Genomic DNA, 14,575 nt, shown 5'->3' on the forward strand with positions numbered 1-14,575 from the left:
CCTTATGACCACTGTTTTCGCGCTCGGAATGGCTTGGCTGATACTGACCTTTCCAGATTAAGTCTGACAGTAAGGCTCCATCAGTTCGTACCCGCCATTCCAGAAAGGAAAGCGAGCATGAACAAACAGCGGCTGTGAGTCTGCCTCACACCACCGGCCCCGCCACATCCTTCCACTTCGCGTGCCATTCTTTGAACACGATCGGTGAGATCTCGCTGGGCTTGATTTCGCTACGGCCGCCCCAGAACACGTTCGTGTATTCCAGCGGGATGCCTTCTTCAGCCAGGTGCTTGTCGATGGCGGCCTTGTGAGCGAGCACCATCTCCTTGTCCGTGCCGTGGATGACGCCCATGATGTTCACGTTGGCAAAGCGTTCACCTCCTTCACGCCAGTAGGCGTGGGTCATGATGGTGTGGCGGCCCACTTCGCCGCCTGCACGTTCTTCCATGCCCTTCGGCACCTTCCAGTGGAAGAGCGCATTGAAGCGCGTGACGCGCACGCCGGTGGAGCTGGGCTTCACATGCTCCAGGAAGGTGGAGAAGCGGCCGATGACGCCTTTTTTGTCGAGCTGCTTGGCGACTTCACAGAATTTCTCAAACGAGACACCCGCAGCCTTGGCGCGGCCTTCCCAGGGATTGGGACCCACTTCGTCCACGCTCAGATCTCCCTTGAGATGCAGCAGCACATTCCACTCTTCCTCATCCAATTCAGCGATGTTGGTGGTCATCATCACGGCAGGCACTTCGGCGCGCTCGCCGGGCTCCAGCGTCTTGCGGCGCACATGGCCAACGCCCAGGGCGAAGATGCCGTGCGCTTCCATGGTGTAGTAGCTTTCCGCACCGATCAGCCTCGCCAGCACATCGCAATGCTGGTTGATGTCATAGCCCTGCGGCACTTTCAGCGTGGTCCACAGGCGGTAGTCGCTGCCGCTGACCTCGCGGTCCGTGGAGCGCAGCACCACGTGGCCGCTGAAGGGGTCCTGCTTGAAGAGGAATTCAAAGGCGGCGTCCAGCTTTTCCGTGGGCACCTTCCAGGCCACCAGCGCGCCTTCGGCCAGCTTGTTCGCCAGCAGGGTCTGACGCACGCGGCGGATCACCCCGGCCTTCAGCATCGCCTGGATGCGCTCCACCACCGTCTCCAGCGGCAGGCCGCACAGCTGTGCAATGTCCTGAAACGGCGTGGGGGTGAAGCCCTTGATGCGGTCCTCGCTCACGGCGAGAATCTGCGCGTTGATCGGGTCGGTATGGTCGGTGGGGAGAGTGGCGGCGGACATGGCGTTTGGTCGGGGGGGGAGGGCATCTTTAGCGGCGGCCCGCCGGAAATGCGAGATTTGAAATTTGCGATTTAGCACCCGCCAATTGCCGTCTAGGGTGCGCCCATGGACAAACGCAAGCCCACCGCCGCCATGCGCAGGCGCCACAACCTCATCACGGCGTGGCGCGGCGTGGAGGACGGGCCGCTGATGGACCTGCCCACGCTCAGAGTGGGAGACCTGGCCACGCAGATCATGGCCAAGGCCGGCATGGCCAACCGCGTGAAGCTGGAGGACATCCTCGCCGCATGGCAGGAGATCGTCGGCGCGTTCCTGTTCAAACTCACCCGCCCGGACACCTTTGAGCGCGGCATCCTCAGCGTCCGCCTCATCCAGCCCACGGCCCACCATGCGCTGATGCAGGAGAAAGTGAAAATTCTCAAACGCCTTCAGGAGAAGCTGCCCGATGCGAAGATCAAAGACCTGCGCTTCCGCCACGGGTGAATGAGAAATGAGGAAACTCGCATGACGAATTGTTTCCAACCGCGCCTCCCGTGACGTAATCACGGGCCATTCGCATCGCACCACTCCATCACTCCGCGTATCCCCTCTTCAATTTTCAGTTTTCAATTCTCAGTTCCCAGTTTTCAGTTTCTCCGCCTCGCCTCACCCTACGTGTACTTTAGGATCGAGGACGAGTTCGAGTAGGAGGACGAGGACGAACCAGACACACCACTTCATCTCTTCTTGAACTCTTACTCTCACGCCGCCCTCATCATCGTCGGTCACGGTTCCACCACGAACCCGGACTCCAGCTCCCCGACGCATCTGCACGCCGACTCCATCCGCCGCCGCAGCCTCTTCCGTGAAGTCGCCTGCTGCTTCTGGAAAGAGGAGCCGAATATGCGCGAGGTGTATGAGATGGTGGACAGCGAGGTCATCTACATCGTCCCGAATTTCATCAGCGAAGGCTACTTCTGCCAGCAGGTCCTCCCGCGTGAGCTGCGGCTCGACGGCCCCACCACGCAGCGAGACGGCAAAACGATCCACTACTGCGATCCCGTGGGCATCCACCCGAACATGACGCGCCTGCTCATTCAGCGCGCCGATGAAGTCGCCCCCCATGTGCCGCGTGATCAGACCAGCCTCGTCATCGTCGGCCACGGCACCAGCCTGAACGAAAACTCCACCAAGGCCATTCAGGATCAGGTCGCCCTCATTCGCGGCGGCCACTACGGCTTCGCCGAAGTCATCGACGCGTATATGGAGGAGGCCCCCTTTGTGAAGGACTGGGCCACGCTCACCACCGCGCCGAATGTCGTCGTCGTCCCCTTCTTCATCGCCGACGGCCTGCACAGCTTTCAAGACATCCCCGTCCTCCTCGGCATGCGCGAGGACGTCGGCGAGGCGCTGAGCGAGAGCGGTGTCTTCCATCAAAACCCGCACCAGCTCCAGGGCCGCCAGATCTACTACAGCGGCGCCATCGGCATAGAGCCGCTCATGGCAGACGTCATCCTCGATCAGGTGCACGACTTCGACGCCAAGCACCAGGTGCAGAACAAAAAGGGCATGCCCAACGACGAGGTGAAATCCTCCCTCGCCTACTGGTTGAATTCCGGCCTCGATGAGATCGGCGAGATCCTCATCACCACCAACCCCGACGGCACCTACTCGCTCTGCCACATCGCAGATCGCGGCAAAGACGATCTGCAAGTCCATCACGAAGCGCACGATGCCCTCTTCATCGCCCGGAACGATGCATGCGGCACCTTCCGCCCGCTGCACTCCGCGCCAACCTTGAATCGCGGGTGGCGTCTCGATCTCACCGACCTCGACGAACTGCGCCTAGCGCTCGATTTCTTCTACCCCGCCGCCATCGGCATGGCGCGTGCGCTTGAGCAGGAAAAACTCACCGCCGTCCCCCTGCGCGATCTCCTTGGCCGTCAGACCGGCATGTACCGCTTCGTCAACACCATCACCGATGATCAGGCCCACGCGCTCATCGGCAAGACCTGCGCGAATACCAAATGCCTCCGCCGCATCCTCTGGCCCCTCACCGCCACCCAGCCCATGGCCGGAGCCGCCGCCGCCAAAACCCAGCCCAATCACGTCCCCAACGCCATGCCCCTGCTCTGCATCGAAGCCTGCACGCACGTGGTGTCAGCGGCACGCAAAGTGGCGCGGGAGAATCATGAGGCGAATGCAGCGAAGAGTGCAGTGTGAACCTGCGCACATCCCCGAATCATCGGCTCACAAATTCTCAGCCTTGTGCACCGCGACACCGTAGTACGCACAAACTTTGGCAGCGGTGGCAAAGCTGATGATGGAGGTGGCACAGGCGAATTTCTTGAACTTGATCAATGCGCAAATCAGCCGGTACGGCTTCACCTGCAGCAGGTGGGCAAGAGCCCCCACCGTCACAAAATCTGAGATCGTAACACAGACCGGCAGCATGGACTCAGCAGCAGTCACAGAAGCAGGCTTCTCCTGCCGCCGAATCACGTCATTCAGGTCCTTGCAGCCTTCCGGCAGCAGGTAGCGCGGCTTTTCGGAATCTGAAAGCATCAGGTCTTCGTCCACAGCCCATTCATAGCTCATCTAGGTTCTTTTTCCAGTCCCTTGAGACACGGCCCCTGTTTGTCTGCCATTGTTTGGAATCTTGAAGCAATTCCACCCAAGAGTGTGGATTGACAACCGCCCCCCCTCGCTCTATCCCGCCCCATGCGCATCCGCTCATTCAAAGGTCTCGTCCCCACCCAGAAAAACGCCCCCGAAGTCGCCGCCGTTCCTTACGACGTGGTAAACCGTGAGGAAGCCGCCGCCCTGGCCAAGGGCAAGCCCTTCAGCCTCCTGCATGTGGACCGCGCCGAAATCGATCTCGATCCCGAAATCGACCCCTATTCCGCCCCTGTTTACGCCAAGGCCCGCGAGAACTTCGACCGCCTGCAGAAGGACGGCATCCTGGTGCGCGAGGCCAAGCCCTGCATGTACCTCTACCGTCAGGTCATCGCCGGCCACAGCCAGACCGGCCTTGTGACCGTCTGCCACACCGAGGACTACGAGAAAGACATCATCAAGAAGCACGAAAAGACCCGCCAGGACAAGGAGGACGACCGCACCAACCTCGTCGATGCCCTCAACGCCAACACCGGCCCCATTTTCCTCACCTACCGCCAGCGTCCCGGCATCAGCGCCCTGATTGAAAGCTTCATGAAGGACGAGAAGCCCATCAACGACTTCACCGCCCCCGATGGCGTGCGTCATCAGCTCTGGCGCCTCTCCCTGGGCCTTTGCGTGTCCCTCACCGGCCTCTTTGATAGCCAGGTCCCCTGCGCCTACGTGGCAGACGGCCACCACCGCGCCGCCAGCGCCTTCCGCGTCAGCAAGCTCCGCCGCGAGGCCAATCCGAACCACACCGGCGAGGAAAACTACAACTGGTTCCTCAGCGTCCTCTTCCCCGGCAACGAACTCAAAATCCTGCCCTACAACCGCGCCGTCAAAGACCTCAACTGCAACGACCGCGAGGAGTTCCTCAAGAAGGTCGGTGAAGTCTTCACGATCAAGCCCACCACCCTCAAGTCCCCCACCAAGCCCGGCCAGTGCTGCATGTACCTCAAGGACCAGTGGTATGAGCTCAACTGGGAGGCCGCCAAAGACGCCAGCCCCATCGACCAGCTTGACGTCAGCATCCTGCAGGACCGCCTCCTCAAGCCCATCCTCGGCATCGACGACCCTCGCACCAGTAAGCGCATCGACTTCATCGGCGGCATCCGTGGCACTGCTGAACTGGAAAAACTCGTGAACGCCAAGGAGCACACCGTCGCCTTCTCCATGTTCCCCACCACCGTCGATCAGCTCATGGCCATCTCCGATGTCGGCCAGATCATGCCCCCCAAGAGCACCTGGTTTGAGCCCAAGCTCCGCAGCGGCCTGTTCGTCCACACGCTGGAAGGCTGAGCCGCAGACGCGACGCCATTCGTAGGATGGGTGTGGCGACAGCCCGCCCGTCCAACAGCGTGCCGCAACCACCATGGCTTACGAACTTCCTCGCAGCCGGGCGGTTTGGCTGAGGAAAGTTGGTTTGATGACGAGCACTCTGCCCGCCAAACACACCCAGCCTACGTCCGAGAAAGCACGCTTTCCTTCAAAGCCACGCCTCTACTCCACCCACATCCGCTTCGCCTTGCGCCGCAGGTGCCTGTCCCCCGGCAGATTGATCTTCGCCGCACCGTCCGGCGCCAGCATGCCCATCGCTGCATCAATGACATCATGCTCGATGCCCGGCAGCTCCCACGCCTCCCGCAGCCACAGGGCAAACACCCGTGACGACACCGCCGGATGCAGCGCCAGCAGCTCCGGCGTGATCACCAGCGAGCGATCCTCCTTCACCTGCCCGTCCGCCATCAGAAATGCCAGGGCCTGACGCTGCAGCGCATCATCATCCTGCTCCGCCAGCGAGCCCAGCCGTAGCACCTGCGGCACCACGTCACGGGCAAAAATATCGTTCAGCAGCGGCAGCGCCTCATGCCTCACCCTGTTCCGGCGATGCTTCGGGGAGGTGTTGCTCGAATCTTCCCGATACTTGAAGCGCTTGGATTTCAGATACGCATCGATCTCGCTGCGCCGTGCTTGCAGCAGCGGGCGCACCAGATGCAGGCCCGAGTCCAGCCGCTGCACCGCATGAATGCCCGCCAGCCCCGCCAGCCCCGTGCCACGGCAAAGATTCGCCAAAATCGTCTCCGCCTGATCTTCCGCATGATGTGCCAGCAGCGCGACCCACACGTCATATTTCTCCGCCATGCGCAGCAGAAACGCATGCCGTGCCTCACGCGCCGCCGTCTCCGTCGAAACACGGCTTTTCTCCGCCAGCGCCGCCACATCCTCCGTCTCGATCTCGCACTTCAGCCCCAGTTTCTTCGCCTGACGCCGCACAAATGCCGCATCGTCGATCGATTCCTTGCCGCGCAGACCATGGTTCAAATGGCAGAGAATCAGCTGGGTGAACCCCGCCTCCCGCAGCAGGTGCAGCAGCGCCACCGAGTCCCTCCCGCCCGAAATAGCCAGCAGCACCGGTTCAGCAGGATCACAGGCAGCAGGCAGATTTAAGAGGATGGCAGGCACGGTTGGCATCCTTAACGATTTAACCTCATCCACCATTCAGTAAATGGGAATCCGTCATCCATCCTTGCAGTAAGCCGTGGTTTCGACACCTTGCATGCCCCTTTCCCACCATGGCCACCAAGAAAACCACCCCTGGCATCTGTTACCTCGTCGGCGCCGGTCCCGGCGATCCCGGACTTCTCACGCTCAAGGGAAAGGAATGCATCGAGGCCGCTGACGTCCTCGTTTACGACTACCTCTGCAACCCCGAGCACCTGCGCTACGCCAAGGACGGTGCCGCAAGCATCTACGTCGGCAAGAAGGCCGGCGACCACACGCTTTCGCAGGAGGAAATCAACAAACTCATCGTCAAGCTCACCACCGAAGGCAAGACCGTCACGCGCCTCAAGGGCGGCGATCCCGTACTCTTTGGCCGTGGGGCTGAAGAAGCTGCCGAGCTCCATGAAGCCGGCGTGAAGTTTGAAATCGTCCCCGGCATCACCTCCGCCATCGCTGGCCCTGCCTACGCTGGCATCCCGGTCACGCATCGCTCCCACGCCTCCCAGCTCACCATCTTCACCGGCCACGAAGACCCGACGAAGCCGGACACATCTCTCAATTACGCCAAGATCGCCCAGGCAGACGGCACCAAGGTCTTCCTCATGGGCGTGGAGCGCATCGAAGAAATCACCCGCGAGTTCCTCAAGCACGGCGCCAATCCGGAAACCCCCGTCGCCCTCGTGCGCTGGGCCACGCACAGCCACCAGCAGACCCTCGTCGGTACCCTGAGCGACATCGCCGCCAAGGTGAAGGCCGCAGGCTTCAAAGCCCCCGCCGTGGCCGTCGTCGGCGACGTCGTCACCGAGCGCCCGCAGCTGAACTGGTTTGAAGACCGTCCGCTCTTCGGCAAAAGGATCGTCGTCACCCGCACCCGCGCTCAGGCCAGCGTGCTGACCAAGCAGCTCTCCGTCCTTGGAGCCAACGTCATCGAAATCCCCACGATCCGCATCGCTCCCGTGGAAGATCAGCTCTCCTTCGGCGAACTCGTGCAGGACTGCCACACTTACGACTGGATCATCTTCAGCAGCCCGAACGGCGTGGACGCCTTCTTCACCATGTTCGACAAGCTCTACAACGACGCCCGCAGCATCGGCGGCGTGCGCATCGCCTGCATCGGACCCGGCACCGCCGAAAAGGTGAAGGCCCGCCACCTCGCCGTCGATCTCATGCCCGACAAAGGCAACTACGTCGCCGAAGGCCTCGTCAAAGCCTTCAAAGACCACCAGGACATGGACAACGTGAAGGTGCTCTGGGTCCGCGCCCAGGAAGCGCGCGAAGTCATCGCCAACGAACTCAGCGGCATGGGCGCCATCGTCGATGAATGCGAAGCCTACCGCACCGTCGCCGAGACCGAGGACAACCTCGAAGCCCTCGCCCGCCTCAAAGAAGAAGGCGCCGACATGATCACCTTCACCAGCGCCTCCACCGTCGAGCATTTCCTCAATCTCAAAGTCGCCCTCCCCGAAGGCATCAAGATCGCCAGCATCGGCCCCGTCACCAGCGCCGCCATCAAAGCCCGCGGCCTCAAGGTCGATGTCGAAGCCAAGGAAAACAGCATCCCCGGCCTCGTCGCAGCAATTGAGAAGTTTTGGAAATAGGGCGGATTTTCGGTAATTTCACAGGTGCCCAGGCGGCGGATGTCTCCGCAGCCTTTTTTCGAACGTACGAATGATCTGATGCTCGTCGCTGTTCAGATTCAAAGCCTCGACTGTAGCCCTGCCAATAGCCGTTATGCCGTTCAAGCGGAATCCCATCCAGCGAAAATGATGATTCCAGGAATGCTCACGGGGATGAAACAGTCGCGCAGAGCGCCCGCTGTGGGGATCACGGGCATTCTACCGCGCTCCTTTCCGCAATGAGCAGTGGATGCAGGCCAGCGCAAGATTCTCCATGTTGGACATCCCTCCTGCCACTTGCGGTATTACATGATCGACATGAAACGTGGCCGCCTGACCAATTTGCGACAATCCGCAGTATTCACAGCGATGCTTTGCCCTGCGGGCCACACGCTTGCGCAGGCTGACAGGGATGGACGTTCGCTCAGTCCTTCAACGCTTTAACCTGAGCACCCAGTTTCAAAATCGACAAGGTCGTGGCCATCTGCACCAACCCCTCGGCCTCCTTTTTCTCACCAGTGGTGAGCCTGCCTTTTCGACCTTGCTCACCGAGTAAAAACTGCAGCCGTGCATCCAGCGCCTTGGGAAAACGCAGCTTGGCCAGCTTGGTCGGCATCGGCACCGTGAGTTGAACAGTTCGGCTCATGATGAGGACATATTAAAGCATGTGCATCATCTCGCAATGCTTTCGTGAGCGAGTCGGCGCCGCCATCAAGGCCCGCGGTCTCAAGGTCGATGTCGATCCCCGGCCTCGTCGCTGCGATTGAGAAGTTTTGGAAGTAGAGCGGAGAGCCCAGATCAAAGCCGCGCCCATGGCGAAGTCTCCAAGCGTGCGTTCTCGGTGATGTATCCCTGCCCATTCGTCTCGAAGCCCGCAGCGGCGAGATCCAGCTCTTCCGTATTCGGGCTGACCGACGGCCATGAGGAGGTGCGAGCCGGCCACGCGACATTGATGCAGCTGCCGCCAATCATCTCCGCGCTGCGCTCAATCAGGGCAGTCTTGACGCCTTTGGGCCCGGTTTAGGCTGCCAGCGTCTTCCCGCCGCCGATGACCTCATACTGGCCGCGTGGTTTATTACTCATATGCGAGTCCTTTTTTTCGAAGATAAGCTCGTGCGGAGTCCGCCATCACCACCATTCCGGCCCCCAGCATGATGATGTCCTTGATGACCAGACGCCCGCGCCCGCTGAGATAGGGAAAGCCATGCTCGGTGTCTCCTAAAGCAGGCACCCAGTTCTCAGGCGTCGTGATGAGAAAGCTGAGCGTTGTGAGGGACATGATCGCCACCAGAAAGCCACCCAGCGCGGCGATCTCCGGCCGCCACGGATGAAGACCGAGCATCAACCCATAGAGGACGATGACCGCACCGAGGCCATAAGCAAAGAGGTAGGTGCGGTTCTCACGATGCCACTCCCGATTGGCCGGGACCAGCTGACCTTCGGCGTTCATGTGCCCTTTGTACTCCGGCGCCGGGTACTTGTAAAAGAAGCCCATCAGCGGGCTGTTTGCGACGAAGGGCACGATGCCATCCGCCTCATACTTGAATGCCTTCAGCCCCCCGATCCAAAGCAGCACAACCATCAATCCGATCCGCGTAACGATCACCCCCAGATGTTCGGCCCGTGCGGCAAGTTGAAGAAGTTTGGCAATGGTATTCATGCCTGAGACTTAAAGTCACCCCAGGGCCGGCACAATGGACGGAAGGCGTCACTACATGGACAGATTGCGCCCGCCTCGAATGGTCGTCTCAAACTCCCGGAAGGCGGTGGGAGACATGCCCGTGGCTTTTTTGAACAGCCGGCTGAAATAGAACTCATCGGCAAAGCCAGCCTCCCACGCGACCTCCTTGACCGGACGCAGCGTGTGCAGCAGCTGCCACTTGGCATGCTTCAGCAACCGCTCACGAATGAGTTCCGTAAGCGTCCTGCCCCACTGCGTTTTAACCTGCCTTCCAAGCGCCTTCGCACTGATGTGCAGGAGCGCTGCATATTCGTGGGGACTCCGCTTCGTTTGATAATGCTCTTCAATAAGCTGCGTGAGGCGCACCAGCACAGGCGGACGGCTCTGGGATGCTCCGCTGGATTCGAGCTGCTACTGCTCCAGCTTGAGCCGCGTCGCTTTGATCAAGAAGACTTTCAAATAGGAAACCAGAATCTCCGCGTGAGCCAGGCCGGTGGTGCGGAGTTCCAGCGTCATCTGAGACAGGAGATGCTCTACTTCCGGCACGAGGCCCGCGTCCAGGCTGACGAGAGGCCGGCCATGGATGTCATTGAACAAAATTCCATTGCAGCCGACCGCTTCATGATAAGTCTCGATGCAGAAAAAATTGGCATGAAACTGCAGGCTCACGCCATCGAGCGCCGACGCCGGCTCTAAAAAGAACGTCTGATAGGGATTGAAGAACAACAGCGCCGGCCCACGAAAATCGTGGCTGGCGAGGTCCGCGTGGAATCGTCCACTGCCATTCCGAATCCATAGAACCGTGAAATAATTGCAGCGCTGAGGCTGCAAAAACTCCGACCCAGCGCGGATCCCCTCCAGCTTGAACGCCGCGCCGCCCTGTCGCGGATCGAACAAACGTAGAGGAATACCATTTGCTGGCCTGTGATCATTCATGCGGTGGAACTGGTCGGACGAGAAGCTGGTCCACGGCTTTAGTCTAGATGAATTCTCCGGCATTGAACTCTCAAGGTCGATGTCGAAGCCAAAGAAAACAACATCCCCCGGCCTCGTCGCAGCCGTGGAGAAGTTTTGGAAGTTGGGCCGAATGCCGATTTAAAAATCAGCATCTCAGCCGGCCTCTGGAAGTGCATGGTTACAGATCTTGGTATTTTGAGAACAGCTTTAATACCTTCTCTCTGACTTGGTCGCACTCGCCACGAATGCGGTCATCATCCACGTAGAAAGAGACCCAGCCATTGTTTTCAGCCGCAGGCGCCCCCCACACCCACCGGACGCTGAGCTTTTGAAAATAGAAGTCAGGAAGAGCGTGCTCCGAGGCCGTGAGCTCCTTGTGCCGTGCCGCAGCCGCTTTATCCTCATCGGTGCGTGGCTCAAGCCTCCCCCCTTTGCCTCACAACCTTCTTTTTTCAAAGTCATCATAAATGACACGTGCCTTTTTTTCCACTTCAGCGTTCTCGGCCACCCATCGTTGATACTGGGCAGGAGTGACGAAGTCCATGACGCGAAAGGAAAAGGAATACCTATTCATTGGTCGCATAACATACATTTGACTGACTCTCTCCATGGAAGGAGCAGGCATGTTTGGAAGACCCAAGCCTCCTGAAACAGGTTCATCACGCTCAACGGTCAGACAGGAAGTATCCTTTTTATATTTGACCGTCCAGCCTTTCGACAGTGTGGCACGAATATGCTGAAGCAAGGGCTCGCTTTTTTGCTCCGCATCTCCCGCACGCACGAACATAGGAGACAAAATGTACAGACTGGCGAGGAGCAGTACTTTCATGAGGGCGTGCGACGTTCGCTTGCACATCCCATCACAATTTCGCGGCATTGTCAGCAGCATTCTTCCATGCAGCCTAAGCCCCCGCATCCCCCTGCCCCAGCCTCTGCAGCAGGCTGCTCAATTCCGGCCCAATCAGCCGCAGCTGCTCCCGGTGCATGGCCGCCAGCTCCTCCAGCATGCCCTCCCCACGCGGGGTGAGGTGAATGTACACCTGCCGCCGGTCCTTGGCTGAGGCATCGCGCTCCACCAGATTCTCCAGCACCAGCCGGTCGATCAACCCGACGGCGCTATGATGCTTGATCTGCAGCCGCTCCGCCAGCTCCCCCACCGTGACCCGGTCCCGGCCAGGATACCCTTTGATCGCCAGCAGCGCCTGATGCTGCTGCGGCGTCAGCCCCGCCCCTCCTGCGGCATCTTCACTGAAACGAAGGAACTTCCTCAGCGCGAATCGAAACGCCGCTAGGTTTTCATACTGAGATTTGGAGATCGGTTTGCGTCTGGGCATGCCTTCGTGTGCAGCATTTTCGGGGCCATCCTTGTTTGACATATATCGCATTACGATACTAATTCACGAAATGCCAGTCCAACCAAGCCTGACAGCCGATATTGTGCCCCCGAGCCCGGACACAAACGTCAGGCTGGCCGATTTCACCACCTGCCCGCGCGTGTTTCTCATTTCTGCGGCGGCCCTGGTGGTGGGTGCCATCAGCACGCTGGCGGCCTATGCCTTGTCCTGGCTGATTTCTGTGATCACCAATCTGGCCTTCTACCAGCGCTTGTCGTCCCTGCCAGCCACGCCGCAGGGCCATCATCTCGGCTGGTGGGTCATCATGGTCCCAGTGATCGGCGCGCTGATCATCGGCCTCATGGCACGCTTTGGTTCCGAAAAAATTCGCGGCCATGGCATCCCCGAAGCCCTTGAGGCCATCCTGCTCGGGCGCAGCTTCATCCAGCTTAAAGTCGCCCTGCTGAAACCGCTCTCCGCAGCCATCTCCATCGGCACGGGCGGCCCGTTCGGCGCGGAGGGGCCCATCATCATGACAGGCGGGGCCTTGGGATCCCTCTTTGCGCAGCGCTTTTCTCTCAGCCCGGCCGAGCGCAAAACACTGCTCGTCGCAGGCGCGGCAGCGGGCATGACGGCCATCTTCGCCACCCCCGTCGCCGCCGTGCTGCTGGCCGTGGAGCTGCTGCTCTTTGAATGGAAACCCCGCAGCTTCATCCCCGTCGTCACTGCCGTCAGTGTCGCCGCCGTGTTTCGCGTTGTTTTGCTGGGGAGCGACCCGGTTTTCTCCATCCTCGCTCACGCTCCGGCGTCAGGCACAGAGATGGCCTGCGCGGCGCTGGTGGGCCTTCTGGTGGGTTTCGGTGCCGGTCTGCTGACCCTCCTCGTGTATGGCTTCGAGGATCTCTTTCAAAAACTGCCCCTCCACTGGATGTGGTGGCCGGCCATCGGCGCATTGATCGTTGGCATCGGCGGGGTGATCGAACCCCGTGTGCTCGGTGTCGGTTATGAAGCCATTCATACCCTCCTGCGAGGCGAGATCATGGGCTCCGCCGTGCTCGGCCTGCTGCTGGCCAAGGCCTTCGTCTGGTCTGCGGCCCTAGGCTCCGGCACCTCCGGCGGCGTGCTGGCCCCGCTCCTCCTCATCGGCAGTTCCCTCGGTGCCGCGCTGGCCCCGTGGCTTCCCGTGGGCGATGCCAGCCTGTGGGCGCTGGTGGGAATGACGGCAATGATGAGCGGCTCCATGCGCTGCCCCTTCACCGCCATGATCTTTGCGGCCGAGCTCACTTCCGACTACCACCTCCTCCCCGCCCTGATGCTGGGCTCCGTGACTTCCTTCGGCGTCAACGTGCTCCTGATGAAGCGCTCCATCCTCACCGAAAAATTATCCCGGCGCGGCCAGCACATCACCTGCGAATACAGCATTGATCCCTTTGAATTCACCCGCGTGCAAGACGTCATGGACCGCGAAGCCCCCACCATCCCCGCTCATCTGCCGCTGCAGGAGTACGCCGCACGCATCGCCAGGAGTGACGATCCGCTGAGCAAACGGCAGGCCACGCTCCTGCTCGATGACCAGCACCGCCTGACCGGCATCATCACCCGTGGCGATGTCATCCGCGCCCTGCAGCATCCGGAGGCAGAGAGCCATACGGTGGCAGATGCAGGCACGCGACATCTCATTGTCACCTATCCCGCCGAACCTCTGCACGCCGCTCTCGCCAAGATGCTCGATCACGACATCGGCCGCCTTCCCGTCGTCGATCCCGCCACGCCGACCCAAGTGCTCGGCTACCTGGGCCGCGCCGCCATTCTCTCAGCCCGCCAGCGGCTTCACCATGAGGAAACCGTTCATCCCAAAAGCTGACACACCGCCGCCCCTTTCCCACCATGCTGTTCATCATCAAAACCCTGCTGATCAAGCTCTTCATCGCTGCCGGTGCGGCAGGTGTCATCTATGCCCTCTGCTGACATGCCTCGTTTCCACTACTTCCGTGATGCCTTGTTCCAGACCGCCTGCATGGCCTACGGCATCAATCGCTGCTTCATCAAGCCCCACGCACTTCCGGGCTTCATGATGTTTCACTTCAATGACCTCTGGCTCATCCCCTGCGCGCTGCCGCCCGTGCTCTGGCTGCACCACCGTCTGGGGCTGCGTGCGCAGGATGGGCCGCCGCAGCCGGGCGAGATCGCAGGACACCTCGTGTTCTGGTCACTGCTCTTCGAATGGATCATTCCCAAACTCACCCACGCATCAGGAGATCCCGCCGATGTGGCCGCATACGCCCTCGGTGCCCTCATCGCCGGCTTGTGGTGGAACCGCCACCGCTGGCTCGCAGCCATCCGCATGGGCCTCAACACCCCGCTCACTCCTTCCCGATGAAACCACCTTCACCCAACCATGTGATGCCTCCAAAGCATGCGCCAGAGGGCCCCGTCGCCGATGCCTTGCTCTCCCAGCTAGCCCGTCTTGCGAAGGAGCAAGAAATCGAAGACGAGCCTGCGAGCTATGCCAGCCCGCCGTGTTATCTCGCCCAATTTTCCGACACGGACTTCGCTGACGAAACCGCCCAATAAA

18 protein-coding genes are annotated in these 14,575 nt (G+C 60.5%); 7 read left to right on the plus strand and 11 right to left on the minus strand.

Annotated elements, in window-relative coordinates:
* Nucleotides 1–145: 145 nt before the first annotated feature.
* Nucleotides 146–1,273 carry an Lrp/AsnC family transcriptional regulator gene (locus AC3RLQ_RS11845; RefSeq protein WP_493037289.1) on the minus strand — a complete coding sequence of 376 codons (1,128 nt, stop codon included), beginning with the start codon at nt 1,271–1,273 and terminating at the stop codon, nt 146–148.
* Nucleotides 1,274–1,378: 105 nt separating this feature from the next.
* On the opposite strand from AC3RLQ_RS11845, the gene AC3RLQ_RS11850 reads away from it, so the two are divergent.
* A complete protein-coding gene (locus tag AC3RLQ_RS11850; RefSeq protein ID WP_493037291.1) occupies nt 1,379–1,756 on the plus strand; it encodes a DciA family protein in 378 nt (125 codons plus the stop codon).
* Between the two features lie 243 nt (nt 1,757–1,999).
* Entirely contained in the window at nt 2,000–3,475 is a 1,476-nt protein-coding gene (locus tag AC3RLQ_RS11855; RefSeq protein ID WP_493037293.1) for a CbiX/SirB N-terminal domain-containing protein, read from the plus strand.
* A 27-nt stretch (nt 3,476–3,502) separates the two neighbouring features.
* Here the strand turns inward: AC3RLQ_RS11855 and AC3RLQ_RS11860 are convergent, their stop codons facing one another.
* The gene (locus tag AC3RLQ_RS11860) at nt 3,503–3,850 is read right to left on the minus strand and encodes a hypothetical protein (RefSeq protein WP_493037295.1); all 348 of its coding nucleotides are present in this window, start codon (nt 3,848–3,850) and stop codon (nt 3,503–3,505) included.
* Nucleotides 3,851–3,973: 123 nt separating this feature from the next.
* Here AC3RLQ_RS11860 and AC3RLQ_RS11865 point away from each other — a divergent pair, with 123 nt between their 5' ends.
* Nucleotides 3,974–5,209, plus strand: a complete 1,236-nt coding sequence (locus AC3RLQ_RS11865; RefSeq protein WP_493037297.1) for a DUF1015 domain-containing protein — start codon at nt 3,974–3,976, stop codon at nt 5,207–5,209.
* Nucleotides 5,210–5,410: 201 nt separating this feature from the next.
* On the opposite strand, the gene tilS is transcribed toward AC3RLQ_RS11865, so the two are convergent.
* Complete coding sequence (tilS, locus tag AC3RLQ_RS11870; protein ID WP_493037299.1) at nt 5,411–6,382, minus strand: tRNA lysidine(34) synthetase TilS; 972 nt, start codon at nt 6,380–6,382, stop codon at nt 5,411–5,413.
* A 101-nt stretch (nt 6,383–6,483) separates the two neighbouring features.
* Between tilS and cobA the strand changes: the two genes are divergently transcribed.
* The gene (gene cobA / locus AC3RLQ_RS11875; protein WP_493037301.1) at nt 6,484–8,010 is read left to right on the plus strand and encodes a uroporphyrinogen-III C-methyltransferase; all 1,527 of its coding nucleotides are present in this window, start codon (nt 6,484–6,486) and stop codon (nt 8,008–8,010) included.
* A gap of 237 nt (nt 8,011–8,247) precedes the next feature.
* On the opposite strand, the gene AC3RLQ_RS11880 is transcribed toward cobA, so the two are convergent.
* From AC3RLQ_RS11880 to AC3RLQ_RS11910, 7 genes are all read right to left on the minus strand, one after another.
* Nucleotides 8,248–8,418, minus strand: a complete 171-nt coding sequence (locus tag AC3RLQ_RS11880; protein WP_493037303.1) for an HNH endonuclease — start codon at nt 8,416–8,418, stop codon at nt 8,248–8,250.
* Nucleotides 8,419–8,452: 34 nt separating this feature from the next.
* Nucleotides 8,453–8,674 carry a hypothetical protein gene (locus AC3RLQ_RS11885; RefSeq protein ID WP_493037305.1) on the minus strand — a complete coding sequence of 74 codons (222 nt, stop codon included), beginning with the start codon at nt 8,672–8,674 and terminating at the stop codon, nt 8,453–8,455.
* A 429-nt stretch (nt 8,675–9,103) separates the two neighbouring features.
* Entirely contained in the window at nt 9,104–9,688 is a 585-nt protein-coding gene (locus AC3RLQ_RS11890; RefSeq protein ID WP_493037307.1) for a DUF417 family protein, read from the minus strand.
* A gap of 51 nt (nt 9,689–9,739) precedes the next feature.
* Nucleotides 9,740–10,081 carry a helix-turn-helix transcriptional regulator gene (locus AC3RLQ_RS11895; RefSeq protein WP_493037309.1) on the minus strand — a complete coding sequence of 114 codons (342 nt, stop codon included), beginning with the start codon at nt 10,079–10,081 and terminating at the stop codon, nt 9,740–9,742.
* 39 nt (nt 10,082–10,120) lie between these two features.
* Entirely contained in the window at nt 10,121–10,708 is a 588-nt protein-coding gene (locus tag AC3RLQ_RS11900; protein ID WP_493037311.1) for a hypothetical protein, read from the minus strand.
* A gap of 394 nt (nt 10,709–11,102) precedes the next feature.
* A complete protein-coding gene (locus AC3RLQ_RS11905) occupies nt 11,103–11,495 on the minus strand; it encodes a hypothetical protein (RefSeq protein WP_493037313.1) in 393 nt (130 codons plus the stop codon).
* Between the two features lie 73 nt (nt 11,496–11,568).
* Nucleotides 11,569–12,000, minus strand: coding sequence for a MarR family winged helix-turn-helix transcriptional regulator (locus AC3RLQ_RS11910; RefSeq protein ID WP_493037315.1), 432 nt, complete (start codon nt 11,998–12,000; stop codon nt 11,569–11,571).
* 70 nt (nt 12,001–12,070) lie between these two features.
* Here AC3RLQ_RS11910 and AC3RLQ_RS11915 point away from each other — a divergent pair, with 70 nt between their 5' ends.
* Nucleotides 12,071–13,864 carry a chloride channel protein gene (locus tag AC3RLQ_RS11915; RefSeq protein WP_493037317.1) on the plus strand — a complete coding sequence of 598 codons (1,794 nt, stop codon included), beginning with the start codon at nt 12,071–12,073 and terminating at the stop codon, nt 13,862–13,864.
* Here AC3RLQ_RS11915 and AC3RLQ_RS11920 read toward each other — a convergent pair.
* Nucleotides 13,849–13,971 carry a hypothetical protein gene (locus tag AC3RLQ_RS11920; RefSeq protein WP_493037319.1) on the minus strand — a complete coding sequence of 41 codons (123 nt, stop codon included), beginning with the start codon at nt 13,969–13,971 and terminating at the stop codon, nt 13,849–13,851. The genes AC3RLQ_RS11915 and AC3RLQ_RS11920 overlap by 16 nt on opposite strands.
* Between AC3RLQ_RS11920 and AC3RLQ_RS11925 the strand changes: the two genes are divergently transcribed.
* Both AC3RLQ_RS11925 and AC3RLQ_RS11930 read left to right on the plus strand, forming a co-directional pair.
* Entirely contained in the window at nt 13,970–14,380 is a 411-nt protein-coding gene (locus tag AC3RLQ_RS11925) for a hypothetical protein (protein WP_493037321.1), read from the plus strand. The two genes, AC3RLQ_RS11920 and AC3RLQ_RS11925, sit on opposite strands and share 2 nt — an antisense overlap.
* Nucleotides 14,377–14,574, plus strand: a complete 198-nt coding sequence (locus AC3RLQ_RS11930) for a hypothetical protein (protein WP_493037323.1) — start codon at nt 14,377–14,379, stop codon at nt 14,572–14,574. The genes AC3RLQ_RS11925 and AC3RLQ_RS11930 overlap by 4 nt, the downstream gene beginning before the upstream one ends.
* The last annotated feature ends 1 nt before the right edge of the window (nt 14,575 follow it).

It is taken from the genome of Prosthecobacter sp. GW821-HT29F12 (assembly GCF_058803405.1).

Excerpts from the sequence above, each read along its gene's own strand:
- AC3RLQ_RS11845 (WP_493037289.1), bottom strand. The coding sequence starts at position 1,273 with ATGTCCGCCGCCACTCTCCCCACCGACCATACCGACCCGATCAACGCG.
- AC3RLQ_RS11850 (WP_493037291.1), top strand. The coding sequence starts at position 1,379 with ATGGACAAACGCAAGCCCACCGCCGCCATGCGCAGGCGCCACAACCTC.
- AC3RLQ_RS11860 (WP_493037295.1), bottom strand. The coding sequence starts at position 3,850 with ATGAGCTATGAATGGGCTGTGGACGAAGACCTGATGCTTTCAGATTCC.
- AC3RLQ_RS11865 (WP_493037297.1), top strand. The coding sequence starts at position 3,974 with ATGCGCATCCGCTCATTCAAAGGTCTCGTCCCCACCCAGAAAAACGCC.
- tilS (WP_493037299.1), bottom strand. The coding sequence starts at position 6,382 with ATGCCAACCGTGCCTGCCATCCTCTTAAATCTGCCTGCTGCCTGTGAT.
- cobA (WP_493037301.1), top strand. The coding sequence starts at position 6,484 with ATGGCCACCAAGAAAACCACCCCTGGCATCTGTTACCTCGTCGGCGCC.
- AC3RLQ_RS11885 (WP_493037305.1), bottom strand. The coding sequence starts at position 8,674 with ATGAGCCGAACTGTTCAACTCACGGTGCCGATGCCGACCAAGCTGGCC.
- AC3RLQ_RS11890 (WP_493037307.1), bottom strand. The coding sequence starts at position 9,688 with ATGAATACCATTGCCAAACTTCTTCAACTTGCCGCACGGGCCGAACAT.
- AC3RLQ_RS11900 (WP_493037311.1), bottom strand. The coding sequence starts at position 10,708 with ATGCCGGAGAATTCATCTAGACTAAAGCCGTGGACCAGCTTCTCGTCC.
- AC3RLQ_RS11905 (WP_493037313.1), bottom strand. The coding sequence starts at position 11,495 with ATGAAAGTACTGCTCCTCGCCAGTCTGTACATTTTGTCTCCTATGTTC.
- AC3RLQ_RS11910 (WP_493037315.1), bottom strand. The coding sequence starts at position 12,000 with ATGCCCAGACGCAAACCGATCTCCAAATCTCAGTATGAAAACCTAGCG.
- AC3RLQ_RS11915 (WP_493037317.1), top strand. The coding sequence starts at position 12,071 with ATGCCAGTCCAACCAAGCCTGACAGCCGATATTGTGCCCCCGAGCCCG.
- AC3RLQ_RS11925 (WP_493037321.1), top strand. The coding sequence starts at position 13,970 with ATGCCTCGTTTCCACTACTTCCGTGATGCCTTGTTCCAGACCGCCTGC.
- AC3RLQ_RS11920 (WP_493037319.1), bottom strand. The coding sequence starts at position 13,971 with ATGTCAGCAGAGGGCATAGATGACACCTGCCGCACCGGCAGCGATGAA.
- AC3RLQ_RS11930 (WP_493037323.1), top strand. The coding sequence starts at position 14,377 with ATGAAACCACCTTCACCCAACCATGTGATGCCTCCAAAGCATGCGCCA.